Here is a 26,171-nt window from a genome sequence, read left to right on the forward strand (position 1 = left end):
TTTACAGCAATGAACACAACTCAGACACATCTCTGATCCATGTTGCGGGCCACAAAAGCCATAATGTATTTTTCAGGAGAACACAATGTCCTACCGTCTTAAATTGTTAGCCGCTGCCACACTGCTGGCCTATTCCACATTGAACCAGGCTGCTGATATCAAAATTGGTGTTGCTGAAGCCTTGACCGGCCCTGCGGCCAAATATGGCGTCGCCATCAAAAACGGTTTCACCCTGGCTGCAGAGCAGATCAATGCCAAGGGCGGTGTAAACGGCAACAAAATACAATTGGTCGCTGAGGATGAACAGGGCAAAAAAGAAGAAGCCATCAATGTCTTCAAGAAATTACTGTTCCAGGAAAAAGTATTGATGATCTTCGGCCCCACCCTGTCGAACTCTGCTTTTGCCGCGGCCCCCATCGCCAATGCCACCAAGACTGTCGTATTTGGCACCAGCAACACTGCTGATGGCATCACCAATATGGGGCCATTCACTTTCCGCAATTCCGTCATGGAAGCTGACGTATTGCCAGTCACCACGCGCGCAGCAGTCAAGCAATTCAATATCAAGAAAGTCGCCATCCTGTACGGCAACGATGATGCTTTCACCAAGAGCGGTTACGATGTTTTCAAAAGCGCGCTGGCTGAACAAAAAATTCCAGTCACTGATACGGAAACTTACGCCAAGGGCGACGTAGATTTCAAGGCACAACTGACCAAGATCAAGGCCTCCAATCCAGACGCTATCGTTTGCTCCTGCCTGGCAGAAGAAGCAGCGAATATCATCCTGCAAACCCGCTCCCTGGGCATGAAGCAGCCATTCGTAGGCGGCAATGGCTTCAACTCACCAAAATTGTTTGAAATCGCCAAAGACGCTGCCGACAATACCCTGATGGGCAGCCCATGGTCTGCTGAAAACCAGTCCGCTGCCAACAAGAGCTTCATGGCTGACTACAAGGCAAAATTTGGTGCCGACCCTGATCAGTTTGCGGCACAGGCATTTGATGCCATGCACATCGTCGCCGAAGCACTCAAAAAAGTCAGCATCACTGGCAGCCTGGACAAAGATCGCCTGGCATTGCGCGATGCCTTGCCTGCCGTGAAAATTGAAGGTGCAACCGGCAAATTCGCATTCCGCCGCGCCGCCGCCAAGGATGGCAAGGAAGCTGGCTATGATGCGCAGCAAGATGCCATCGTGAATATTGCCAAAGGCGGCAAATTTGTCTTGCTGAAATAAATGCCTGGCCTGCCCGCGACTAAAAAACCGGGGGCAGGCGTATCATGAATTTCATTCCGGGATGAATTGATTTCCATCACATGTGCTGAGGGCTTTTCGCATCAGCACATGTGACCCAAGTAATCCCAAGCAATCCCCATCATCTGGATACCCATGCTGGCACAACAACTCATTAACGCCCTGACCCTGGGCAGCGTATATGCGCTTTTTGCCCTGGGATTCACGCTGGTGTTCGGCGTCCTTGGCGTCATCAATTTATCTCACGGTGCCATCTTCATGCTGGGCAGCTACATGGCCCTGCTATTGGTCAGTTCTTTCCAGATGTCTTTGTGGATGGCGATGTTGCTGTCCATGCTGGCTTGCGGGTTGCTGGGCGTGGTCGTCGATTTCCTGGTCTTGCGCCCTTTACGTAAGCGCAATGCACCGCATCTGGCACCGATGATCGCCACCATAGGCGTGGCGATCATGATCACCAATATATCCCAGGGGATTTTTGGTGCAGAAAACAAGCGTTTCCCCTTTGGCACCATCCCGGAAGAAAGCTTCAGCCTTGGCAATTTGCATCTGACGGCGGTGCAACTGGCGATAGTTGTGATTGCCTTTGTCCTCATGCTGGTGCTGCTGCAAGTCATGCGCCGCACACAGATTGGTCGTGCCTTGCGGGCGATTGCAGAATCGCCTAAAGCCGCCTACCTGCTCGGTATCAATGTCGAGGGCCTGTTCTTCCTGACTTCGTTTGCCGCAGCCGCACTGGGTGGCGCTGCCGGTGTACTGGTCGGCCTGTCGTTCAATGCGATCTCGCCCTTCATGGGGCAACCCATGCTACATAAAGGCATAGCCGTGATTATTCTGGGTGGCATGGGCGATATACGCGGCGCCATGATAGGTGGCCTGTTCCTGGGCTTTGCTGAAGTGATGAGCGTCGCTTATATATCCAGCGATTTCCGCGATGCAGTGGCTTTTGGTTTGCTGTTTATTATCTTGCTGGTACGCCCTTCCGGCATGTTCGGCAGAGTACTGGAAAGAAAGGCGTAAGAATATGCTTGAATGGTGGGATAGTTTTTGGGCTATTTATAGCACAGTCATTTTTGGCATAGGCATCAATGCCATGCTGGCTCTTTCGATTTACCTGACCTTGTCTTGCGGCTTGCTGTCACTGGCGAATGCGGCATTCATGGGCATCGGTGCCTATACCGCTTCCATGATCAGTATGCAGACGGCATTACCCTTCCCGCTGGCTTTGCTGGCGGGTGCCATCATGCCAGCGATTGTTGCGCTGATCATAGGCATACCAACGCTGCGTCTGTCTGGTGTTTACCTGGCCATGGCAACACTGGGCTTTGGTGAAGTGGTACGTGTCGTCGTTTTGAATATGGAAATTACCGGCGGCCCCATGGGCCTGAATGGTATTCCACAAAAAACTGAATGGTGGCATATCGTACTCTTGCTGGCAGCCATATTGTTCATCCTTGCGAGGATGCGGCGCTCCAAGACAGGCCGTGCCTTTGAAGCAATCAAGGAAGATGAGATTGCCGCCCGCCTCATGGGTGTCAATGTCGGCGGCTACAAATTGCTGGCCTTTGTCCTGGGTGCATCCATTGCGGGCATTGCTGGTGGTCTGAACGCGCACTATACCTTTACGATAGGGCCAGGCAACTATGCATTTGAAAATGCAGTGGATATATTGACGATGGCCGTGTTTGGTGGCACCAGCAACCTGATAGGCCCGTTGATAGGCAGCAGCAGCCTGACTCTTTTGCCAGAATTCATGCACTCCCTCAAAGACTTCCGTCTGGCAGCCAACGGTTTGATCTTGATACTGGTCATCCTGTATTTACCTAAAGGTATCTGGGACCCGGCAAGAATCAGAAACTTTCGCAAAAAGTTAACATCGTCAAGCTCCGGAAAGGTTAGCTAAATGCTGGAATTACGTTCTGTCAGTAAAAATTTTGGCGGCCTGCGGGTATTGCAGGATGTCAGCTTTACCATGCCGCAAGGCAGTATCTATGGTTTAATTGGCCCCAATGGAGCTGGAAAAACCACCATCGTCAACCTGATTACCGGCCTGTTGCGCCCCAGCAGTGGCGAGTTGCGCTTCAATAACCATGATCTGACTACGGTCGCCAGCCACAAAATCACGCAACTGGGCGTTGCCCGCACATTCCAGAACATCCGTATTTTCAAGGAGATGAGCCTGCTGGAAAACGTCGTGGTAGGTATGCATGATCATCTCGACTATGGCGTAGCCAGCATGCTGTTCAATCTGGGCGCCTATAAAGACGCAGAAAGAAAAGCCAAGGAACGTGCGCATGAATTACTGTCATGGGTCAGGCTGGACCATAAAGCGCATATGCTGGCAGACAATCTATCATATGGTGAGCAACGCAAACTGGAATTTGCCCGCGCCCTGGCCACCCAGCCCAAACTGCTGTTGCTGGATGAACCTGTAGCAGGCATGAACCCGGCAGAGAAAACTGAACTGATGGCAGAAATCGTCAATATACGTAACCGCGGTTTTTCGATTTTCATGATAGAACACGACATGCGATTTGTGATGGAATTATGCGACCGCATCGCCGTACTCAATTTTGGCAAGATCATTGCAGAAGGCACACCCGAAGAAGTGCGCAATAACCCGGATGTGATTGAAGCTTACCTCGGCAAGGAGGACGCAGAATGAATCAAATCTTGCGCGTCCAGGACTTGCATGTCATGTATGGTCATGTCGCAGCCGTCAAAGGTATCAGCCTGGCCATCAATGCAGGTGAAATCACCGCCCTTGTCGGCGCCAACGGTGCGGGGAAAAGCACAACCCTGCTGGCGATTTCTGGCTTGCTGAAATCAGCATCTGGCAAAATCTTCCTGGAAGATGAAGAAATCAGCCAGACATCGCCGCACCATATCGTGCAAAAAGGTGTGGTACAGGTGGCAGAAGGTCGCGCCATACTGACCACCCTCACGGTCAGGGAAAATCTGGAGCTCGGTGCCTATACCCGCAAGGACAAGACACAGATAGGACAGGACATGGAATGGATATATACCCTCTTCCCTGTATTGAAAAACCGTGCAACTGGCCTGGCGGGCAATTTGTCCGGCGGTGAGCAGCAAATGCTGGCCATAGGCCGTGCTTTGATGGCGAAACCAAAAGTGCTGCTACTGGATGAACCTTCCATGGGGCTGGCACCATTGGTGGTACAAGAGATTTTCCGCATCCTGAAAGAAATCAATGCGACTGGCCTCAGTATCCTGCTGGTGGAGCAAAACGTCAGGCAGGCGCTGAAAATCGCCAAGCATGGCTACGTGCTGGAAAATGGCAATATCGTTCTCAGCGACACAGGGGCCAACCTGCTCAGCAATCCGAAGGTTATAGAAGCTTACCTGGGTGCATAAAAAAAAGACCATCATATAGATGGTCTTTTTTTTGCAATACTCATTGCTAACGCAACAATCTCAGTAAAGACTAGCTACCTGCAATCGTCATGCTCTCTATGAGGATGGAGCCGGTTTCTTTGGTGCCACGCACCAGGCTGTCATTACCAATAGCGACAATTTGCTGGAACATTTCACGCATATTGCCGGCAATCGTGATTTCTTCCACAGCGTATTGAATCACGCCATTTTCCACCCAGTAACCAGATGCACCGCGTGAATAATCACCCGTCACATAATTGACACCTTGTCCCATTAATTCCGTCACCAGCAAGCCCGTACCCATTTTTTTGAGCATGCCAACAAAATTATCTGCACGCTTGGTCAGGCTGGATGTCAATGACAGATTATGCGAGCCACCGGCATTGCCCGTCGTTTTCATGCCCAGTTTGCGGGCGGAATAAGTGGACAGGAAATAGCCTTGCAAGACACCGTCAGTAACGACATTGCGCTTTTGGGTTTTTACACCTTCATCATCAAATGGTGAAGAACCAACAGCGCCGATGACATGCGGGTCTTCTACTACTTGTATATGGGATGGGAAAATCTGTGTGCCCAGCGAATCCAGCAGGAAAGTCGATTTGCGGTACAAAGCACCACCAGAGGTTGCCTGTACCAGTGCGCCCAGCAAACCGGCAGCCAGTGGCGCTTCAAACAAGACCGGGCATTTGCGGGTATCCAGCTGGCGCGCATTCAGCTTGGCCAAGGCACGCTCGGCAGCATAACGACCTATGGCTTCTGGATTTGCCAGTTTTTTAGCACTGCGTTGAGAAGAATACCAATCGTCTCTTTGCATTTTTGCACCCTTGCCAGCAATAGGTGCTACCGAGATGGTATGGCGGGAAATCGGGTAGCCACCCATGAAACCACGTGAATTGGCAGCCACAAAATGCGACTGCTGGGCATGTACGCTGGCACCTTCGCTATTGGTGATGCGCTTGTCAACAGCAAAAGCGGCTGCCTCTGTGCGTTTTGCCAGTTCTATGGCTTCTTCTGCAGTGACCAGCCATGGATAACACAGCTTGAGATCACGCGGTGCCATTTCCAGCAAATCAGCTTCTGGCAGACCAGCGCAGTCATCTTCTGCTGTAAAACGGGCAATATTGTAGGCTGCATCAACTGAGTCACGCAGGGCTTGCTCGGAGAAGTCCGAGGTACTGGCATTGCCGCGGCGTTGACCGATATACACCGTAATACCTATGCCCTTGTCACGATTTTGCTCTATGGTCTCGACTTTGCCCTTGCGTACGCTGATGGACAGGCCACCACCTTCACTGATCTCAACGGCCGCATCCGATGCCCCTTTTTCGCGGGCGAAACGCAACATATCCTGCGCGATTTGCTTTAACTGGTCCTGGCTATGGGTAAAAACTGGTTTGCTCATGAGTGGGGTCTATGTATGTCGATACAAAAAGGCAAAATGGCCAAAGGGAAATATCCTAACTATTTACCTTGATTCACATCTAAATGCGTGTAATCCAGGCTTGATTTTAGGTAATCCTAAGCTAAAAAGGGTATCATAGCAGCCGTTTCATTAAGTTAATAGTAAAGGCGCAGAATTATGCCAAATCCAAATCGCGGCTCATGCGGCTATCAGTCCAGTGAGTTCGAACCAGAATACGACCGTCCATCAAAATCCCAACTGAAGCGTGAAATGACCGCCTTGCAGAAATTGGGGCAGGAATTGGTCGAACAGGCGCGTGAACGTGTCAAACGTGTACCCATGCCAGAAGATGTGCGCGAAGCCATCCTGATTTGCCAGCAAATCAAGGATCATGAAGGCCGCCGTCGCCAGATGCAATATGTAGGCAAGAAAATGCGTACCCTGGATGAGGAAGAAATTGCCCTGATCCAGAAAACCATAGACAGCTGGAAAGGTGCTTCCAAGTCTGAAACTGCCGCCATGCATGCACTGGAACGTCGCCGCGACAAATTGCTGGCAGACGATAATGCGCTGACAGAATTGATGGCAGAACATCCACAGCTCGACGTACAGCAATTGCGCACCATGATACGCAATGCCCGCAAAGAGCAGGCTGAAAACAAGCCGCCTAAAGCTTATCGTGAAATCTTCCAGATTTTGAAGGATTTGCAAAAATCCAAAGCTGCTGCCAATGCTGACGAAGCAGATGATGCAGATCTGGATGAAGAAGACGATGAGTTCGATGACAAGTGAGTCTGAGCAAATGACCAGCACTGATGGCGAAAAACTCAAGATAGGCCTGGTATCGATATCAGACCGCGCCTCTGCTGGCATTTATCAGGACCAGGGCTTGCCCGCCTTGCAGGAATGGTTTGGCAAAGCTCTCTCTAGCCCATGGGAGATGGTGACACGCCTGATCCCCGATGAACGCGCGGCCATAGAACAGGCTTTGATTGCCCTGGTAGATGAAGATCAATGTCATCTCGTGATTACTACTGGAGGCACCGGCCCTTCCAGGCGCGATGTCACGCCCGAAGCGACACTCGCAGTCGCCACCAAGGAAATGCCAGGTTTTGGCGAGCAAATGCGCCAGATCAGCCTGCAATTTGTGCCAACAGCCATCCTGTCACGTCAGGTGGCAGTGATACGCGAGACAGCTGAGCATGCTGCCTTGATCCTGAACCTGCCAGGCCAGCCCAAATCCATCAAGGAAACTCTGGAAGGCTTGAAGGATGCTGAAGGCAAGCAAATCGTCGCCGGGATTTTTGCCGCTGTACCCTATTGCATAGACTTGATAGGTGGCCCGCACATAGAAACGGATGACAGCATCTGCAAGGCATTCCGTCCTAAAAACGCCATACGCGCCAAGACTCCATCTGCCTGAACGGCAAACATCGACAACGATGGCAACCATACTGACGCATCCTGTAGTACCGCTGACTCTGGGCCTGATATTGGGGCAAAAACGCCTGCCCTGGCCTCTGGTGTTAACTGGCATGCTGGCGGCGATCCTGCCTGATCTTGATGTCATTGCCTTCAAGCTTGGTATTGCTTACGAATCTGCCTTTGGTCACCGTGGTTTTAGCCACTCCATCGTGTTTGCCATGTTGATTGCCAGTCTGGCCAGTATTTTTCATGCGCGCCTGCGCAGTTCTGCACTGGTTTGCTGGCTGTTCATTGCCTTCGCCACCATTTCACATGGCCTGCTGGATGCACTGACTACAGGTGGGCAAGGCGTGGAATTTTTCTGGCCGCTGACGGAAGAGCGCTATTTCTTCCCCTGGAAATTCATTGAAGTATCGCCGATAGGCGTAAATCGCTTTCTGACAGCGCGTGGCTGGCGTGTAATACAATCTGAACTACTGACCGTCTGGCTACCCTGTGGCCTGCTATTGCTGTCGGCCAGACTGGCAGCTTATTTTTCATCTTCCCGAAAATCATCATGACACAAGATATTTTAGAAACCGTAGAACTGGAAAGCGCACCGAATCCCACTGTTGCCATCATCTGGATGCATGGCCTGGGTGCGGATGCGAATGATTTTGTCCCCATCGTCAGAGAACTGGATTTGCGTGGCAACCCTGGTATACGTTTTGTCTTCCCGAATGCACCGACCATGCCCGTGACGATCAACGGTGGCTATGTCATGCGCTCCTGGTACGATATTCTGGGTGCAGACATCGCCAAGCGTGAAGATGAGTCTGGCTTGCGCCTGTCACAAAAACGCATAGAGCAATTGATCGCTCGCGAAAATGCACGTGGCATCCCGTCTGAGCGCATCATCCTGGCTGGCTTCTCACAAGGCTGCGCCATGACTTTGCAAACTGGCCTGCGTTATCACGAAAAACTGGCTGGCTTGCTGTGCCTGTCTGGCTATGTACCCTTGCGTGATGTGATTACAGAAGAACGCCATGCGGCAAACCAGGATACCCCCATCTTCCAGGCCCATGGCCGTGGCGACAACGTCATCCAGATACAGCGTGCCGAGCAATCACGCGATCTGCTGAAAGAACTGGGTTATCAAGTGGAATGGCATGAATACATAATGCCGCATTCTGTCTGCCCTGAAGAAGTGGATGACATCAGCCTGTGGCTGAAAAAAGTCTTGCAGGCTTAATGAATCACCTAGCTCAAAATATCGCAGTAACCCTGGCAAGCCAGGGTTTTGTCGTTTTACCCAATTTTCTTGAGCAATCTGAACTCACGCAATTGCAGCAAGCCTGCCAGCCCATCGCTGATCAATATGGCGTGCGCCAGGTCCTGCACAGTTACCCTGCCATACACCATGCATTAAACTGGGGCAAATTGCAGGCACTATTGAGCGCCGTGGATATGGTGCAAGCACAGCCAGTACGCAGTATCTTTTTCAATAAAAATGCTGATCATAATTGGCTGGTGCCCTGGCATCAGGATATGACGATTTGCGTCGACCAAAAAGCCGAACTCCCGGCTTATAGCAAATGGACTTACAAGAAAAATGTCCATCATGTTGAGCCGCCGGCAGCAATACTGGAAACCATGCTGACATGCCGCATCGCCCTTGATGATGCCGGTGTTGATAATGCAGCCCTGAAAGTCATCGCCGGCAGCCACAATGCAGGCAAGCTTAGTGAGGCTCAAATCCAGCATATCAGCCAGACATCCAGGCATGAGACCTGTGTCATGCGCGCGGGTGATATCTTATTGATGAAGCCCCTATTACTCCATGCGTCCGACAAGGCAAGACTCGCCACTCAACGCCGGGTTTTGCACCTGGAATTCAGTGCTGGTATGCTTCCACCACCTTTGCAGTGGGCAGAAGTTGAGCGCAACTCATGAACGACAGGCGCAGGATGTAGCAGCACCGCAATGCGTGCAAGCCACCACCGCACTGTATCCTGGCGTGCGCCTTGGCAGCAGTCGCGGCAAATAGGCCTGCAAGCGCATCACTGTAGCTGACTTCAAAGCCAGGGCTGGTTTTTCTATCCTGTGCCAGGAGAATATGGCCAGTGACATCGTCACAAAAGCCGAGACCAGCACCATGCTCCACACCGCGATACCAGGAAACAAAGCAGCAATTGCCTGTTGCACTGGAAAAGCATAGATATAGACTCCATAAGAATAATCACCCAGGGCGTTGTAACGCCTTATCCATCCTGCGGGCAAATAGGCAAAGCAGACCACCAGATAAGCAATCGCCAGGGTATAGATGGTGAAGAAGACAGATTTATCGATGAAGGCTGCCAGCAATACCAAGGCCAGCAAGGGATAGAAAAAAAGCCTTGCCAATACCAGCTTTTCTTTCAATACAAACAGGCTGGCACCCGAAAAGAACATGAAGAGCAAACGGGTAAACTGGCTATCATCATGCAAATAAAAATGACGCACAAACACCAACACCCCAGCCAACAAAGTCAGCGCAGGCAGCAGATACTTTAAAATCTGCAAGCGTTTTTTCTGCGAGAATGCCAGGCCACACCAAAACACCAATAAGAGCAAATACATCTTGATCTCATTTGGCATGGTCCAGAGTGAACCGTTGACTGCATCTGGATAAGGATTATGCGCAAAGACACCGGGCAATTTATAGGCCATACCAAATAACAAACTGCCGCACTTGAGCAGATATTGCCATGTCTTTGCAGTTGAAAAATAGTCATACAGGGACAAGCTAGTGAAGCAAGGTCCCAGCACAAATACCGTCAGCAACAACATGACTGTCAGCGCCGGAAAAATCCGCAATACCCGTGCGCAGACATAATCGATCACGCTTTGCCTGCTCATCAGACTGGCAGTCACCAGCATGCCGCTGACGATAAAAAATACATCAACGGCGACCGAGCCCGGCGTCATACCAGTCAGTACACCCCAAGGCTCGGGCTGAGCCAGCAAGGCAAAGCTATGGCCGAACAATACGGCCAGTGCCGCGACTATGCGGAACAAATTCAGATTATTGTCGCGGCTAGCTATACAGGCAGACAAACGCATTCAGGCAAACTCTTTTAATACTTCCAGATCGATTTGTACAGGGACATCTCCAGCTGACAGCCAGATTTGCCCATCCTGTAGCATGCATTGCAATTGCATGCTACGTCGTATCAGCTCTTCCTAAGTCCCGTTGACCAACGTCTATCAACATGCGAGTACTGCACCTGTATTTTTGTAATAAACCTCTCCGAATAAGGCTAGGTTGTGCAGAATCAGAAGGCGATTGATTTCCTGACTCAAATAGTCTATTGAGCATGCCTAGTCGGTTTTTTTAACTTGGAGGGCCAATACTTGCGCAAGCGAGCAACTGTTTCCACCCTCAAAGCCAACGAAGGTTTTTCTATTTTGTGCCATGAAAATATGGCCAGCATCAGTGTTACCGTTGCAGATGCGCCCACCATGCCCAAGACAGGAATTCCAGGAAATGAGGCTGCGACAGCCTGTTGCACAGGAAAGGCATAAATATACACGCCGTATGAATAGTCACCCATGTTGTTATAACGCCTTATCCATCCTGAGGGCAAATAGGCAATGCAAACTACCAGGTAAGCAATAGTCAGGTTATACAGTACGAAAAACACAGCCTTATTGACAAATGCCGCCCCCAATACCAACAGCAATACAGGATAAAAAACCTGGCGGGTCAGCACCAGTCTTTCTCTCAACACAAACAAACTGACACCAGAGAAAAACATGAAGAACAGACGAATAAATTGGACCTTATGATTAAGGTAAAAATAATTAACGAATACCAGTATTGCAGCCACTACCGTGATGGGTAATATCAGGTACGGCAGACTGTTTTTTCGTCTCCGGTTCAATAATACTGAACCATACCAAACTACCAACAATATAGCGTACATCTTAATTTCAACTGGCATGGTCCAGAGCGAACCATTGGCAAAATATGGATAGGGATTTTGCTCAAATACTCCTGGCAATCTATATACCACTCCAGAGAATAAAGTTGCGCACTTGAGCAGATACAAGCGCGTCTCTGGTGCCAAGAAATACTTGGCCAAAGGCACAGTGGTGTAAATAGGGAACAATATAAATACTGTCAACAGCAACATAAAGAGCAAGGCAGGATAAATACGCAATATCCTGGAGCACGCATAATCTACTACGCTATTACTCTTGACCAGACTACCCGTCACCAACAAACCACTGATAATAAAAAAAACATCCACTGCAATGTTGCCTAAGGTCGAACCAGTCGATGCCTCTATAGGCTCAGCTTGAAGCAACAGGGAAAAGCTGTGTGAGAACAACACTACCAAAGCAGCAGTGATGCGCAACAAGTTCAAGTTATTGTCACGGCTAGCCAAGCAATCAAACAAGCGCATTTATGTAAACTCCTTAAGGACTTCCAGATCAATTTGTACCGAGGCATCTCCGGCTGACATCCAGATTTGACCATCCTGTATCGTGCATTGCAATTGCATATTGCGTTGCGCGAGTTTTTCCAGTGCCTGGCTTTGCGCAGCAGGCACATTCATGACGCGCAAATTCTTGGCGCGATCAAGACGGCTGTTCATTGCCTTCCACCAGATATCACTGGCACTGGCAAAGCTGTAGACGATGACTTGCTCAGAACGGCCACAAGCCTTCAGCAAGCGCCTGTCGTCTGGCTGACCAACTTCTACCCATAGCTGTATGGCGTCGGTGTAATCCTTGAGCCAGATATCCGGTTCTTCCGTGTCGGATATACCCTTGCCAAATTCCAGGCGCTCAGCCGCATGAATGGCGAAAGCCAGCACGCGTATCATCATGCGCTCATCCGTTTCAGATGGGTGGCGGGCGATAGTCAGGCTATGGTCGGCATAATAGCCGCGGTCCATGTCCGAAATATTCAGGTCGGCTTTATAGATGATGGATTTGAGCGCCATTATTTAAACACCACCGTTTTATGACCATTCAATAAAATGCGATGTTCAACAAAGCATTTAACAGCGCGTGCCAGCACCACGCATTCCACATCACGGCCTATGGCGGTCAGGGTTTCTGGTTCCATGGAGTGATCAACGCGCTCCACATCCTGTTCAATAATCGGGCCTTCATCCAGGTCTCCTGTCACAAAGTGCGCAGTAGCGCCTATCAGTTTGACACCACGTTCATGCGCCTGATAGTAAGGCTTGGCTCCCTTGAAACTGGGCAGGAAAGAATGATGAATATTAATCGCCTTGCCTTTCAGGGCATCACACATTTCCGGTGACAAGATTTGCATGTAACGCGCCAGCACCACCAGCTCGATATCATTGCCAGCAACAATATCCAATACCTTTTGTTCTTGCACGCGTTTGGCTTCTGCTGGCGCACCTGCCGCCAATGGCAGGTGATGAAATGGAATGTTATAGCTGGCCGCCAATTGGTAAAAGTCTGTGTGGTTCGAGACTATGGCCTTGATCTCCACAGGCAATAAACCACTCTTGTAGCGGAACAGCAAATCATTCAGACAATGACCTATCTTGGACACCATCAACATCACACGCGGCTTGTGGTGAGCATCATGCAATTGCCAGTTCATTTGCAAATTTGCACCCAATGCGGCGAACTCTTCGCGCAAGGTACTATCGCTCACGCTGGAATCTTCCACCGCAAAATGCACACGCATAAAAAAAGTTGCGGATTGTGCATCACCAAACTGGGCAGAGTCGATAATATTGCAGCCATGGTTGACCAGGAAGCCCGATACGCTATGCACAATACCGCGCTGATCGGGACAGGATAAAGTCAGGATATATTCGGGTCGTATGCTCATAATTTCAGTGGTTTGGCCCGGATTTGCAGCTTTCCGTGGCCAGAGACAAATTAAATTCGTAAATTTGCTAACAAAGCTTAAAAATTAACCGGGTATTGTCGCATATCGGACGCATAATTCATAATTATCACGCTCAATTAAATAATTACAATAAAAAGCACGATCGTTCTTATTCGTGTATAGTCATTCTTCTGGAAACCCAATTTTGATTTAGTCACACCGTCACAACCTTAGTAACAACCTTAAGCAGACAAAGACCAAGAACACAACATCAAGGAGACAATATGAGCACACTCAGCAATCAACAATATCGCCTCGCCGCCCGTCCGGTTGGCAACCCCAAGCACAGCGACTGGAACTTGACGACGGAAGAAGTGCGCGACATCAGCGATGGTGAAATCGTCGTACAAACCATCTATATCTCGCTGGACCCTGCCATGCGTGGCTGGATGAATGAAGGTAAATCCTATATCCGCCCGGTTGCCATCAATGAAGTCATGCGCGCTGGCGGCATAGGCAAGGTCATCGCATCCAAATCCCCAAAATTTGCAGTCGGTGATTATGTCTCTGGTGGTACAGGTGTACAACAATACTGGGTAGGTGCAGCCGATGACAAAACCGCTGGCTTTTACAAGGTCAGCCCAAAACTCGCCCCTTTGCCAAAATTCATGAATGCACTGGGTATGCCAGGCATGACGGCTTACTTCGGTCTGCTCGATGTTGGTCAACCCAAGGCAGGTGAAACTGTCGTGGTATCTGGCGCAGCAGGAGCGGTTGGCCAGACAGTGGGCCAGGTTGCCAAGCAAAAGGGTTGCCGCGTCGTTGGTATCGCCGGTGGCAAGGACAAATGTGATTTTGTCGTCAATGAGCTGGGCTTTGATGCGTGCATAGATTACAAATCCGGCTCAGTCAAAGATGGTTTGAAAGAACATTGCCCGAATGGTGTTGATATTTATTTTGACAATGTCGGTGGCGAGATACTTGATACCGTGCTGACCCGCATCAATCTGAAGGCACGCATCATCATTTGCGGCGCCATCTCCCAGTACAACAATACTACGCCAGTCAAAGGCCCGGCCAATTATTTGTCATTGCTGGTGAACCGCGCCCGCATGGAAGGCATAGTCGTATTTGATTACGCAGCCCGCTATGGCGAAGCCGTCGCTGAAATGGGTAAGTGGATGGCGGAAGGTAAATTCCAGACGCGTGAAGATATCGTCCAGGGTCTGGAAACTTTCCCTGATACCCTGATGATGCTGTTTGAAGGTAAAAACTTTGGCAAGCTGATCTTGCAAGTAGCTGAAGAATAAATCTCGCGTTGTGCGTCGATATATAAGGCCTGGTTTGGAAAAGATCAGGCCGTTAACATGAGGCGCTTAACTTGTCTTGGGGGTGACTGCCGGAAAACAGAAAAACAGTCTTACCCCCTGATCAATTTCACTATCCAGCCGTATACTGCCCTTGAATATGCCTTGCACCAAATTGTGCACGATATATAAACCCAGACCAGAACCACCCTGCCCCAGGCGGGTCGTGTAAAAAGGTTCAAACACTTTATGCTGTAATGCTGGGGCAATGCCTATCCCATTATCAGCATACTCAAGCTCAATTACCCCAGCATTGCTCTGCGCGCGGATGTTAATGCGTTTTCCCTGTACGCCGTCAAAACCATGAGTCAAAGAATTCATGATGAGGTTATTGATGATCTGCTCAAGATGCCCAGGAAAACTATCCATCATCACCCCTTGCGGGACGCAATTATCGACCATGACTCCAGCACGAGTAATCACGCCACCCAAAGCATTGATACTATCCTGTACTGCAATACGCACGTCGAACTGACGTCTGCGCTGACTGGTCTGATCCACCGAGACACGCTTGAAACTATCGATCAACTCACTGGCACGACCACCACTACGCACTATCAACTGACTGACGCCTGCACACTCATCAAGTGCGTGGACCAGGCCAGAGCGCGTCATTTTTCCAGTATCAATCAGCCCAGCTACTTCCTTTAGTTTTTCCGCCAGAGATGAGGCTGCCAACAGCATATTGCCTATCGGTGTATTGAGTTCATGCGACACACCAGCCACCAGCACGCCTAATGATGCAAGTTTTTCTGACTCTATGATCTGGGACATGGCACGACGCAATTCACGAGTGCGTTCTTCCACCCGCAACTCCAGTTGCTCATTCAGGAGACGCAATTCTTCCTCTGCCTGCTTGCGTTCAGAAATATCCACATGGGTGCAAATCATGCGCGTGCCAGCGCCATGCTCATCATGGCTGACTATCATGCCGCGGTCTATGACCCATTTCCAGCTACCATTTTTACAAAGAATTCTGTGCTCACTATGGTAGCGTGACATGGCCCCGGCAAAATAATCGCTTAAAGCCTGCCTGACCAGTGGTAACTCATCCGGATGCACCAAGTCCATGCCGCCATCCACAGTAGGAGCGATCTCATGGTTGTCATAGCCATGCATGCTGGCCCAGCAGGAGGAGTACAGTACCTGACCAGTCTTGATATTCCAGTCCGATACACCGTAGCCTGCTCCCTCCAGGGCAAAACTCCAGCGCTCCTCACTCTCACGCAATGCTTCTACTGCCAGCCTGTGCGCCCGCCTTTGCGCAGCCTCGCTCATTTCACGCTTGATGGCAAGTGGCAGACGCGCCAGGTTATCTTTCATGACATAGTCATGCGCACCTGCCTTCATCAGGGCGACTGCCGCGCTCTCACCCAGCTCTGCCGAGACAACAATGAAAGGCAAGTCCAGCCCAGACTCTTTTAACAAGGCCAAGGCCTCATTGGTATTAAAGTGAGGCAAATTATAATCTGAGAGTATGACGTCCCATGTACCACTGGCCATGGCCAGGCGCATTTCTTCATCAGTCTCGACGCGCATCATGCGGACATCGAAGTCAGCACGCCGCAGACACAGCATGACCAGCTCTGCATCCATATCAGAGTCTTCAACCATCAGCAAAGCCAGCGGTGTCGCCATGTTCGCCCTACTTTATGTTCATCAGCCAGATCATGATTGATGCGGACTTTCGTTAATCACCAGCCAATACATGCCCAATTGCTTGATGACTTCAGCAAACTGTTGAAAATCAACTGGTTTGCGTATGTAACTATTGACTCCCAAGTCATAGCCGGCTGCCACGTCCTGCTCCTCGCGAGAAGATGTCAGTATCACTACCGGCACCCTGTGCGTGCGCGGGTCCTTGCGAATCTGCCTTAACACTTCCAGGCCATCTACCTTGGGCAATTTCAGATCCAGCAGCACCAACATGGGAGGGGTGACATCTTCCCGGTTGGCATAATTCCCCTGACAAAACAGGTAATCCAGTCCCTCCTGCCCATCCTGGGCGATCACCAGATTATTGGAGATATGACTTTTCTTGAAGGCGCGTTCGGTCAGGCCTATATCACTGGGATTGTCCTCTACCAGCAGGATGGTTCCTATGCTCATTGAAGCTCCTTCAAGGTAAAATAAAATGTCGCGCCCTCACCTGGGCTTGAATCAGCCCAAATGCGTCCGCCATGGCGAAAGACTATGCGCTGCACTGTCGCCAGCCCTATGCCAGTACCACTGAACTCACTGGCTTTATGCAGCCTTTGAAACACGCCAAAAAGCTTGTGGGCATAGCGCATGTCAAAACCCGCACCATTGTCCCTGACATAGAATGCCAGCACCTCGGTCTGCGATAGCGGCTCCTGTATCCGCAGGCTGCCAAATGCAATCTCAGGCGACGCTTTCATTTTAGAAAATTTGGCCGCATTTTCGAGTAAATTAGTCAAAACGACTTCCAGCAAACGTTTGTCGCCCAAGGCATGCAAATCTGGGGCTATAAGGAAATGATATTGACGCTGCCCGCTCACCTCCTGTATTCGCGTCGCAATGCTGAGCGCCAGTTCACTGAGATCGACGTCACGCATAACCAGGGCGGCACGCCCCAGCTTGGAAAATTGCAGCATATCGTCAATCAACTGCCCCATGCGCTGACTCTCAGCCCTGACTCTTTCCAGATATTCCTGCCCTGTCGCATCAAGTTGCGGCCCATAATCTTCTTGTAAGGCCAGGCTCCAGCCATCGATGCCACGCAAGGGGCTGCGCAAGTCATGGGAGACTGAATAGGAAAATGCCTCCAGTTCCTTGTTCGCTGCTTCCAGCTGCGCGGTACGTTCTTGCACCTGTCTTTCCATGCTGTCATTGGCAAGACCTAGTTCCGCCCTGGCCTGTTCATTCTCAGCCAGTAAAGTCCGCATCTCTTCCGCTGCCTGTAATTGTTCGCTGATATCAGTATGCGTACCTATCATGCGTATGGGCCTGCCTTGGGCATTTTTATCCACCACCATGCCGCGTGACATTACCCATTTCCAGCTACCATCCTTGCACAACATTCTTTGCTCTATACTGAAAAAATCCGTTTTCCCCGATAAATTATCTTTCAGCTGCACGACTGCACGGGCGGCATCTTCTGGATGTGCCAAGCGGGTATAAGTATCCAGATTACCAGGCAATTCATCCTCTTTATAGCCCAGCATTTCTTTCCAGCGCCGTGAATAAACGACTTCATTGGTATCGAGATTCAGGTCCCAGACGCCATCGCCAGCACCTTCGAGGGCAAATTTCCAGCGGAATTCACTCTCCTGCAATTCTTCGACAAACTGATCGAGGCGCTGCTGCATGGCATTGAGAGCGCCGACCACTTGCTCTAACTCATCACCAGCCACCCTGGCTCCATCTTTACGATCCAATTGCAATCTGCCAGCCTTGCTGCCCGCAAACAGGCGATCCGAAAACAGGGCGATTTTTTTTAAATGCCTTCCCACCATGTATTGAAACAGCAGCAGAATGAACAAAGACACCAGGAAAGTCTTGATGGTCTGTGTAATCAGTATCACCACGACCTTGTCACGCAAGCGTTGATAAACCCCTTCCAGATTGGCGATGAGCAGCACGCTGCCTATATGTACCTGGCTCTGCCTGTGGGTAAATTGCAAAGGAAACTCATGACGTATGACATGGCTGCTGATCGCCTGGCCCGCTCTGGCAAGCAAAGCCCCCTGATCATTGCGTACCTCGGCATATTGCATATCCGGCAACCTGAGTATGCCGTTCAATTGCAGCTCCAGATCGCGTATGCTGGTTACCCATAAACTTGATGACAGGCTTTCTTCGTAGCTAGCCTGTATCTGTGTCATCTGTGACTCGATATCACCAATTTCGCGCCGATAATCAAGTGCCAGCTGGAAGGCGGTAGCAACCAGGGTCACTACCGAACTGAACATGAGGATGGCAATGGCTATCCTGCGCCCCAGGCTATTGCTGCCAGTGACCAGGAATTTGTTGAAGAGTGAGCGCATTCAAGTACCATCCACGGCTTGATAGCGCTTCAGCACTGAATCAAAAATCCGTTTTTGTGTACCATCCTGTTTCATCTTGCGAATTGCTTCGGTCAGCCTGGGTACCAGCGCCTCATGCTTTTTATGCAAGTATAAAAACCAGTCACCCTCAACGAAAGCCGGTTCCATGATCTTGATGTCTTTCAAGCCCAGACTCTGAATGAAGTGCAGGCCTTCCAGCTTTTCAATGACAGCGACATCTATCCTGCCTTTATCCAGCATGGAAAACAATTGTGCACCGGTCTCCAGTTTCAACAGGGAACGGGTATCGACAATATTACGCTCAAGAATTTTCCAGCCTGTGAGTATGCCTACATCGAAAGGCTTGAGACTGTCAGCTCCGGTTACAGTGAAACGTGGCTTGCGGGTGAAAACCACCATTTGATAAAACATGACAGACTCAGGCACACGCACAAGATTGGGATAGGCTTTGTCTATACCCAGCACGCGCGACACATCGCCATCATCAATGCCACTATTGACATTAAGCAGACTACGCTCGGCTGACATGGGCTGGATCTCCAGCTTCAAGCCTGCACGCTTGAATAATTCGGCGTAAAACAAATCAAGTACGCCATCGCGACCGGGAGAAGTAATCGGTGCGAAAAATGGCGTATTTAATACCAGGGTCGTTTCAGCATGAACTGACCCGGCCAACATCAGCCCCAGCAAAATTGGCAGCCAAATCTTGATGCCCATGCTCATGATCGCCTCCATTACACTACAAGGAGTAAGGACGCAAATAAATCATCTGCCCCCAAGCACTTTCCGCCGTTTTTTTATCTATGTCAATCCATGCTCAAATCACAATACGGCATTGACACGACCAAACGGGGATCAACGCAACCACGGAGCCAGCCAGCCCAGGCCGGCACTGGTGCCAGCTTTAGGCCGGTACTCGCACCCTATCCACCCCTGATAGGCAAGCTCATCGATCAGGTCAAACAAATAAGGATAATTGACTTCACCCAAATCCGGTTCATGTCGGTCTGGCACGCCAGCAATTTGTATATGGCCTATACCAGCATGGAGGCGTGACATATCACGGCGCAATTTGCTCGTGACATCGCCTTCAACAATCTGGCAATGGTAGATATCAAACTGTACACGCAGATTTTCGACGCCAATTTCCAGGCATATCTCTTGCGCCTCATCCTGACGGTTTAAAAAATAGCCAGGTATGTCACGGGTATTGATGGGTTCTATGACGATAGTGATACCCTCTCTGGCAGCCAGCAAAGCCGCATAAGCCAGATTGCGCAAATAGACGGCCCGGTGTCTTTCTCTATCCTGTTCAGGCTGTATCAAGCCAGCCATGACATGCAAAGTACGGTTACCAAGTACGCGGGCGTAATCAAGTGCAGTATCAAAAGCCTGCTTGAATTCTTCTTCACGGCCAGGCACAGAGGCTATGCCGCGCTCGCCCAGGGCCCAGTTGCCGGGAGCAGTATTGAACAGGACTTGCTCAAGTCCATGCGTATTTAATAAGTCGCGCAGGTCTGTGGCAGGATACTCATAGGGAAACAGATATTCAACTGCCTTGAAGCCATCTTTCGCCGCAGCGGCAAAACGCTCAGGAAAAGCAAATTCTGTATACATCATACTGAGATTGGCAGCAAAACGTGGCATGGCTGGCTCCTTATCTTTTGGCGTAATGTTGCGCCATAACGGCGCACACCATTAACTGTAGCTGGTGAAACAGCATTAGTGGCAATAAAACCATGCCCACTGCGTGGCTGGCAAATAAAACTTTGGCCATGGGCACCCCGCTGGCCAGACTTTTCTTGGAACCGCAAAACACGATGGTGATTTCATCTTCCTTGTTAAACCCCATGCGGCGACTGATGATAGTAGTCAGTGCCATGATCAGCGCCAGCATCAAGGCACTGATACCCAGCAAACTGAACAGCATCACCGGTGGCAGTTGCTGCCATAAACCTTGCACGACGGCCTCGCTGAAGGCGACATAGACCACCAGCAAAATCGAACTCTGATCGACCATTCTCAGTGTGCCTTCATATTTGCCCAGCCAGACTTGCAACCAGGGGCGAGCGATTTGCCCCACTACAAAAGGCAGTAGTAATTGATACACAATCTTCAACATGGCATCCAGTGACGCATGGTTTTCACCGTGAGCGACCACGACCATACTGACCAGCAAGGGCGTCAGGAATATCCCCAGCATATTGCTGGCTGAAGCACTGCAGACCGCAGCAGGCACATTGCCACGGGCGACAGAAGTAAAGGCGATGGACGATTGCACTGTCGATGGCAACACACATAAAAATAGTATGCCCACATACAATTCAGGCGTAAGCAGATATAACAACAAGGGTTTCAGAGCTATACCCATCAAGGGGAAGATGGCAAAAGTAAACGCCATCACCAGCAAATGCAGCCGCCAGTGAGTGAGCCCGGCCACCACTGCCTGACGTGACAATCTGGCTCCATGCATAAAAAACAGCAAGGCGATCATCCCGGTAGAGACATGCTCAAAACCCCGGGCTACTGTGTCGCGAGCCGGAAACAGACTTGCCAGAGTGACCACGCCAAACAGCAGGAGGGTCATGTTATCGGGTAGAAAACGCGGGCGCTTCATGTGGGGAAAGCAAGAAATGTAGGTAATTGATTGTACTTGATTAATGCGCAGCAATTTGCGGGCAGCATCAGCTTAAAGTGAAAGCGTAGCCTGATGCCAACAAACACAAGTAGCCTTGTAAAATAAAAATACATTACAACCTAATACCTATTACGCCAGACCTGCACGCCATTAATCAGACCCAGCCAGTGTGGGGACGATGGCAGGCAGGTAAATATCACAAAATTCAGGCGGCATGCGCCGTGCGCGGCCGCTGCTGAGTTCTATGCAAACCAGGTCCCAGCGCCCCCTGAGCACGGTCGCACCATCGCTATCGCGTATCAATTGAAAACGCCTGTCCATGGTGAGTTTGCCATCGCTGGCAAACAGCCAGGTTGCCAGCGTCAGCGATTCACCAAGCAAGGTTGGCAAGACATAATCATATTCCCCACGCCTGATCGCCATGGCGCGATCAAGGCGGTGGTAGTCAGCCAGATTCAAACCCAGCGCTTCAGAATGTCCCCATGCGACTTCTTCACACCAACGCACATAGACTGCATTGTTGGTGTGATTCAAACCATCGATATCACTCTGTTGCGGCGTCACTGCCCGCGTGAAGGCTTGTGGGTAATCCCAAACGATAGAAACACTCATATATATACACGCAAAAATTGAATCGCTAAAACACCGAGTTTACAAACCCAGCTCTTGCCAGATCTGATCTACCTTGGCCTTTACTTCTGGCGTCATCTCTATGGTCGTGCCCCACTCGCGACTGGTCTCGCCTGGCCATTTATTTGTGGCATCTATACCCATCTTGCTGCCGAGACCGCTGACGGGCGAAGCAAAGTCCAGGTAATCAATCGGCGTATTATCGACCAGCGTGGTATCGCGCAATGGATCGACGCGGGTAGTGATTGCCCAGATGACTTCTTTCCAGTCGCGGATATTGACATCTTCATCAACGACGATGATGAACTTGGTATACATGAACTGGCGCAAAAAACTCCAGACCCCGAACATGACACGCTTGGCATGACCAGCATAAGCCTTTTTCATTTGCACCACGGCCATGCGGTAACTACAGCCTTCTGGTGGCAAATAAAAGTCGGTGATTTCACTGAACTGTTTTTGCAAGAGAGGGATAAAGACTTCATTCAATGCCACGCCCAGCACTGCTGGTTCATCTGGTGGTTTACCTGTATACGTAGAGTGGTAGATAGGGTCACGGCGCATGGTGATGCGATCTATGGTAAACACCGGGAACCAGTCTTTCTCATTGTAATAACCGGTGTGGTCACCATACGGCCCTTCCAGAGCATGCTCATAACCTGTGGGATGATTTTCGTCAAGGTAGATATGCCCTTCCAGCACGATTTCTGCTGAAGCTGGCACGCGCAATTCGCTGCCTATGGCCTTCACCAATTCGGTACGACTGCCACGCAAAAGACCGGCGAACTGGTATTCAGACAAGCTGTCTGGCACGGGTGTCACGGCACCTAATATGGTGGCCGGGTCTGCACCAAGTGCCACGGCGATGGGATAAGGTTTACCTTTATTGACGATGCCATGCTCACGAAAATCCAGCGCACCGCCACGATGTGCCAGCCAGCGCATGATGACTTTATTACGCCCCAAAACCTGCTGTCTATATATACCCAGATTCTGGCGTTTTTTATTGGGACCTTTGGTAATCACCAGGCCCCAGGTGATCAGGGGTGCAACGTCACCAGGCCAGCAATGCTGTATGGGCAGACGAGCTAGATCAACGTCGTTGCCTTCCCAGACGATCTCCTGACATTTGGCACCGCGCAGCTCTTTTGGAGACATATCCCAGACCGCTTTGACCAGCGAACCCATGCCTAGAATTTCTTTAAAACCCTTGGGCGGTTCAGGCTCTTTCAGCGCCGATAAAACATGGCCTATCTGGCGCAATTCGCTGAGGTTTTCTGCCCCCATGCCAAGCGCAACACGGCGTGTCGTGCCAAATAAATTACCCAGCACTGGTATGGTATGGCCAACGGGTTTGGTGAATAAAAGAGCCGGACCTTCGGCACGTAATGTGCGGTCGCAAATCTCTGTCATTTCCAAATGTGGTGAAACAGGCAAGTCCACCTGTTTAAGTTCGCCTTTTTCTTGCAGCTGAGAAATAAAATCTCTCAAATCAGAATATTTCATCATTTTTCGCTTTTTCGTATCTCTGCACTAGTCGCACTAGCAATTTCTGCCAAGTGCTTGATTTTATTGAACTTTGCTGCATTGCAGCACAATCCTTTATACATAAAAGTAATCAACTTCTCATTTGATAGTGTTGACTTGATATAAAACCGCCCCTACAATTCGCCCAACTTGATGAAGAGGTTAATGACTTCCGCCACTTTCGACACAAAGAGAGTTTCGCCAAACGGTAACATCATTCACGGGGATCGGGCCCCAACATAACATTGTAAGGATTGTTTTCAAAAGGCGTCTGCCTTAACCCGAAAATAGTTGTTTGTCACTGGACACACCATGAGCAGGTCTGACTGACCTGATTTGACAAACGACTCCGGCGTCTTGCGATCACACTTGTGACGAAGACGATGTTTCTGATTCGTGGATTAGCTGTTTGCATTTGACTTTGAATAAAGGTGGATGTCGCGTCGCGAAAATTCAGGAGGTAACATGTTTCAACGTTTTATTTTAGCTTTACAACAAAGTAGTTTCTCTTCAACGGAAAAGCGCCAGGCGCTCTCCATGGTAGCGCGTGATACCACCAGTGGTTTTTTCACCACCTTGCGCCACTTGCTTATGCTGTCTGGCATCGTTGCCATGGCCATGTTGGTCATGATGTATGTCAAACCAGAACTCACAGACAAATTCAAAGACTTGTCGCCCTATGTCGTTGCAGAAGAAGAGCCTGCCCATGCAGCGCCAGTACCAGCACCTAATCTTGCCCACCTGATGCAAGCACCAAACCAGGCCAATGTTGACCCGGCAATGCAAAAAACGGCCATGTCTGAAGACGAAGCCAAGATGCTGGGTAACCAGCGCCAGCAACAATGGGTCACTACCTGGCTGGCCAAACGCTATCGTGTTGCCAGTGATGCTGCCAATATGCTGGTCTCTGCCGCTTACCTGACGGCCAAGGAAGTCAAGATAGACCCTTTATTGATACTGTCTGTCATGGCAATAGAATCCGGCCTGAACCCCTTCGCGGAAAGCCCGGTAGGTGCACAAGGCTTGATGCAAGTCATGTCCAAAGTACATCATGACAAATTCCAGGACCTTGGTGGCGTCAAAGCTGCGCTGAACCCTGTTGCCAATATCCGTGTTGGTGCCCTGATCCTGAAAGACTATGTCACTCGTGGCGGTTCAGTTGAAGCTGGCCTGAAGATGTACGTAGGTGCAGCTGATTCCGACAATGACTCTGGTTATGGTGCGCGTGTATTGAATGAATATAAGCGTCTGAAAGATGTCTCCGCTGGTAAAAATGTACCAACGGTATTCAATGCGCCAGCGCCTGCCCCGGTACAAGCCCGTCCTGTAGAAGCAGCGCCGGTACACAAGCCAGAGGCAACTGAAGCCAAGGCTACGGTAGAAGCAAAAAAAGACCAGGTTGCAGCACTGTAAATCTGCTCTCCCATAAAAAAGCCGCTTGAACTTCTGGTTCAGGCGGCTTTTTTACTATCAAAGTCAATTATCTGTCGGCCAGGAATTTCTTGAGCCTGGCCACCGCTTCCTGCAAGTTCTCCAGAGTATTGGCATACGACAGGCGCACATAGGATGTTGCTGTCGCCGGGCCAAAATCCAGACCAGGGACAATGACTACGCCAGCTTCATTCAATACCTGTTTGGCAAAGGCATCGGCATCGTCGGTAAAACGGGAACAATCGGCATACACATAAAACGCGCCATCTGGCATGACAGGAATACCAAAACCAAGTTCACGCAAAGCCGGGACTATATAATCTCGCCTGCGCTTGAACTCTGCCTTGCGCTCTTCATAAATGGCAATCGTGGCCGGTTCAAAGCAAGCTAATGCTGCATGCTGGGCTATCGACGATGGGCAGATAAACAGGTTTTGCGCCAGTTTTTCCAGTGCAGGCACGATACGCTCGGGCACGACCAGCCAGCCCAGACGCCAGCCTGTCATATTGAAATATTTGCTGAAGCTATTAATAACGACCACATCCTCATCCAGTGACAAGGCAGAAAATGGCTCCCCATCATAAGTCAGGCCCTGATAAATCTCATCAACGATGCTAAAACCGCCCAATTCCTTGACGGTAGCAAGGATCTTGCTCAGTTCTTCATGCTCTATCGATGTACCAGTAGGATTCGATGGCGAAGCCAGCAAAACACCACTACTGCGTTCATCCCATTGCTGGCGGACGATTTCTGCCGTCAGTTGAAAGCGATGATCCGGCCCGCTGGCGATGAGTTTTGCCCTGCCCTCAAATGCGGCGACAAAATGACGGTTGCAGGGATAACAGGGATCGGGCATCAGCACTTCCCTGCCCGCTTCGACCAGGGCGGCGCAAGCCAGTAACAAGGCAGCCGAAGCACCAGCCGTCACAATAATGCGGGATGCCGGCACATCCAGGCCAAACACATCACGGTAATGCTGCGATATCGCCGTGCGCAAGGCTGGCAAACCCATGGCAGAGGTATATTGCAAACGCCCGGCCGCCATGGCTTTGGCGGCAGCATCAATCACTGCTTGCGGTGCGGTAAAGTCTGGCTCACCTATACCCATATGTATCAGATGGCGGCCCTGTTTTTCCAGTTCCGCTGCCATTTTCATGAGTTCCATCACATGAAAAGGGGCAATGTTGTCCAGTCTTGCTGCAAGATTCTGATGCATGGCACTTCCTAAAAAAACAC

General features: G+C 50.2%; 26 protein-coding genes. 12 read left to right on the top strand and 14 right to left on the bottom strand.

Going from position 1 to position 26,171, the window contains the following annotated elements; all coding sequences use genetic code 11:
- The first annotated feature begins 85 nt into the window (after positions 1-85).
- From ACO0LF_RS12755 to ACO0LF_RS12775, 5 genes are all read left to right on the top strand, one after another.
- Entirely contained in the window at positions 86-1,234 is a 1,149-nt protein-coding gene (locus ACO0LF_RS12755) for an ABC transporter substrate-binding protein (protein WP_423014445.1), read from the top strand.
- Positions 1,235-1,387: 153 nt separating this feature from the next.
- Positions 1,388-2,269 carry a branched-chain amino acid ABC transporter permease gene (locus tag ACO0LF_RS12760; protein ID WP_423004063.1) on the top strand — a complete coding sequence of 294 codons (882 nt, stop codon included), beginning with the start codon at positions 1,388-1,390 and terminating at the stop codon, positions 2,267-2,269.
- Positions 2,270-2,273: 4 nt separating this feature from the next.
- Positions 2,274-3,152: a branched-chain amino acid ABC transporter permease gene (locus tag ACO0LF_RS12765; RefSeq protein WP_423014446.1), complete on the top strand. Its 879-nt coding sequence runs from the start codon at positions 2,274-2,276 to the stop codon at positions 3,150-3,152.
- Positions 3,153-3,914, top strand: a complete 762-nt coding sequence (locus ACO0LF_RS12770; RefSeq protein WP_422952067.1) for an ABC transporter ATP-binding protein — start codon at positions 3,153-3,155, stop codon at positions 3,912-3,914. It begins immediately after the preceding gene.
- Positions 3,911-4,624 (top strand): ABC transporter ATP-binding protein, encoded by a 714-nt coding sequence (locus ACO0LF_RS12775; protein WP_423014447.1) that lies wholly within the window; start codon positions 3,911-3,913, stop codon positions 4,622-4,624. The genes ACO0LF_RS12770 and ACO0LF_RS12775 overlap by 4 nt, the downstream gene beginning before the upstream one ends.
- A 70-nt stretch (positions 4,625-4,694) precedes the next feature.
- Here ACO0LF_RS12775 and pmbA read toward each other — a convergent pair whose 3' ends face one another.
- Positions 4,695-6,047 (bottom strand): metalloprotease PmbA, encoded by a 1,353-nt coding sequence (pmbA, locus tag ACO0LF_RS12780; RefSeq protein ID WP_423014448.1) that lies wholly within the window; start codon positions 6,045-6,047, stop codon positions 4,695-4,697.
- A gap of 177 nt (positions 6,048-6,224) precedes the next feature.
- Here pmbA and yjgA point away from each other — a divergent pair, with 177 nt between their 5' ends.
- Genes yjgA through ACO0LF_RS12805 form a run of 5 tightly spaced genes read left to right on the top strand, consistent with a single transcriptional unit; the run spans position 6,225 to position 9,404 of the window.
- A complete protein-coding gene (yjgA, locus tag ACO0LF_RS12785; protein ID WP_423014449.1) occupies positions 6,225-6,839 on the top strand; it encodes a ribosome biogenesis factor YjgA in 615 nt (204 codons plus the stop codon).
- On the top strand, positions 6,820-7,470 hold the full coding sequence (gene mog, locus ACO0LF_RS12790; protein ID WP_423014450.1) for a molybdopterin adenylyltransferase: 651 nt from the start codon (positions 6,820-6,822) through the stop codon (positions 7,468-7,470). Before yjgA ends, mog begins: the two co-directional genes overlap by 20 nt.
- Before the next feature lie 19 nt (positions 7,471-7,489).
- A complete protein-coding gene (locus ACO0LF_RS12795; protein ID WP_423014451.1) occupies positions 7,490-8,032 on the top strand; it encodes a metal-dependent hydrolase in 543 nt (180 codons plus the stop codon).
- Positions 8,029-8,703: an alpha/beta hydrolase gene (locus ACO0LF_RS12800; protein ID WP_423014452.1), complete on the top strand. Its 675-nt coding sequence runs from the start codon at positions 8,029-8,031 to the stop codon at positions 8,701-8,703. Before ACO0LF_RS12795 ends, ACO0LF_RS12800 begins: the two co-directional genes overlap by 4 nt.
- Positions 8,703-9,404 carry a phytanoyl-CoA dioxygenase family protein gene (locus ACO0LF_RS12805; RefSeq protein ID WP_423014453.1) on the top strand — a complete coding sequence of 234 codons (702 nt, stop codon included), beginning with the start codon at positions 8,703-8,705 and terminating at the stop codon, positions 9,402-9,404. The genes ACO0LF_RS12800 and ACO0LF_RS12805 overlap by 1 nt, the downstream gene beginning before the upstream one ends.
- Here the strand turns inward: ACO0LF_RS12805 and ACO0LF_RS12810 are convergent.
- The 4 genes from ACO0LF_RS12810 to purU all read right to left on the bottom strand — a co-directional run bounded on the left by ACO0LF_RS12810 (position 9,399) and on the right by purU (position 13,314).
- A complete protein-coding gene (locus ACO0LF_RS12810) occupies positions 9,399-10,553 on the bottom strand; it encodes an acyltransferase family protein (RefSeq protein WP_423014454.1) in 1,155 nt (384 codons plus the stop codon). The two genes, ACO0LF_RS12805 and ACO0LF_RS12810, sit on opposite strands and share 6 nt — an antisense overlap.
- Before the next feature lie 245 nt (positions 10,554-10,798).
- Entirely contained in the window at positions 10,799-11,899 is a 1,101-nt protein-coding gene (locus tag ACO0LF_RS12815; RefSeq protein ID WP_423014455.1) for an acyltransferase family protein, read from the bottom strand.
- On the bottom strand, positions 11,900-12,442 hold the full coding sequence (locus ACO0LF_RS12820; RefSeq protein ID WP_423014456.1) for a YaeQ family protein: 543 nt from the start codon (positions 12,440-12,442) through the stop codon (positions 11,900-11,902).
- A complete protein-coding gene (gene purU, locus ACO0LF_RS12825; RefSeq protein ID WP_423014457.1) occupies positions 12,442-13,314 on the bottom strand; it encodes a formyltetrahydrofolate deformylase in 873 nt (290 codons plus the stop codon). The genes ACO0LF_RS12820 and purU overlap by 1 nt, the downstream gene beginning before the upstream one ends.
- 284 nt (positions 13,315-13,598) lie before the next feature.
- On the opposite strand from purU, the gene ACO0LF_RS12830 reads away from it, so the two are divergent.
- Entirely contained in the window at positions 13,599-14,624 is a 1,026-nt protein-coding gene (locus ACO0LF_RS12830) for an NADP-dependent oxidoreductase (RefSeq protein WP_423014458.1), read from the top strand.
- A gap of 66 nt (positions 14,625-14,690) precedes the next feature.
- Here the strand turns inward: ACO0LF_RS12830 and ACO0LF_RS12835 are convergent, their stop codons facing one another.
- The 8 genes from ACO0LF_RS12835 to ubiD all read right to left on the bottom strand — a co-directional run bounded on the left by ACO0LF_RS12835 (position 14,691) and on the right by ubiD (position 23,483).
- Positions 14,691-16,319, bottom strand: a complete 1,629-nt coding sequence (locus ACO0LF_RS12835; protein ID WP_423014459.1) for an ATP-binding protein — start codon at positions 16,317-16,319, stop codon at positions 14,691-14,693.
- Positions 16,320-16,349: 30 nt separating this feature from the next.
- Positions 16,350-16,790 (bottom strand): response regulator, encoded by a 441-nt coding sequence (locus ACO0LF_RS12840; protein WP_423014460.1) that lies wholly within the window; start codon positions 16,788-16,790, stop codon positions 16,350-16,352.
- On the bottom strand, positions 16,787-18,688 hold the full coding sequence (locus tag ACO0LF_RS12845) for a PAS domain-containing protein (RefSeq protein WP_423014461.1): 1,902 nt from the start codon (positions 18,686-18,688) through the stop codon (positions 16,787-16,789). Before ACO0LF_RS12845 ends, ACO0LF_RS12840 begins: the two co-directional genes overlap by 4 nt.
- The gene (locus ACO0LF_RS12850) at positions 18,689-19,432 is read right to left on the bottom strand and encodes a substrate-binding periplasmic protein (RefSeq protein WP_423014462.1); all 744 of its coding nucleotides are present in this window, start codon (positions 19,430-19,432) and stop codon (positions 18,689-18,691) included. It abuts the gene before it with no gap.
- A gap of 132 nt (positions 19,433-19,564) precedes the next feature.
- Positions 19,565-20,356: a 2-oxo-tetronate isomerase gene (otnI, locus tag ACO0LF_RS12855; RefSeq protein WP_423014464.1), complete on the bottom strand. Its 792-nt coding sequence runs from the start codon at positions 20,354-20,356 to the stop codon at positions 19,565-19,567.
- Positions 20,357-20,366: 10 nt separating this feature from the next.
- Positions 20,367-21,326: a bile acid:sodium symporter family protein gene (locus tag ACO0LF_RS12860; RefSeq protein ID WP_423014466.1), complete on the bottom strand. Its 960-nt coding sequence runs from the start codon at positions 21,324-21,326 to the stop codon at positions 20,367-20,369.
- 171 nt (positions 21,327-21,497) lie between these two features.
- Positions 21,498-21,959, bottom strand: coding sequence for an acyl-CoA thioesterase (locus ACO0LF_RS12865; protein WP_423014468.1), 462 nt, complete (start codon positions 21,957-21,959; stop codon positions 21,498-21,500).
- A gap of 39 nt (positions 21,960-21,998) precedes the next feature.
- Positions 21,999-23,483, bottom strand: coding sequence for a 4-hydroxy-3-polyprenylbenzoate decarboxylase (gene ubiD / locus ACO0LF_RS12870; protein WP_423014683.1), 1,485 nt, complete (start codon positions 23,481-23,483; stop codon positions 21,999-22,001).
- Between the two features lie 486 nt (positions 23,484-23,969).
- Between ubiD and ACO0LF_RS12875 the strand changes: the two genes are divergently transcribed.
- The gene (locus ACO0LF_RS12875) at positions 23,970-24,917 is read left to right on the top strand and encodes a transglycosylase SLT domain-containing protein (protein ID WP_423014470.1); all 948 of its coding nucleotides are present in this window, start codon (positions 23,970-23,972) and stop codon (positions 24,915-24,917) included.
- Between the two features lie 67 nt (positions 24,918-24,984).
- Here the strand turns inward: ACO0LF_RS12875 and ACO0LF_RS12880 are convergent, their stop codons facing one another.
- Positions 24,985-26,151: a pyridoxal phosphate-dependent aminotransferase gene (locus ACO0LF_RS12880; RefSeq protein ID WP_423014472.1), complete on the bottom strand. Its 1,167-nt coding sequence runs from the start codon at positions 26,149-26,151 to the stop codon at positions 24,985-24,987.
- Positions 26,152-26,171 lie beyond the last annotated feature (20 nt).

The sequence above is a fragment of the Undibacterium sp. Di27W genome, from assembly GCF_049340345.1.
Lineage (GTDB): Bacteria > Pseudomonadota > Gammaproteobacteria > Burkholderiales > Burkholderiaceae_D > Undibacterium.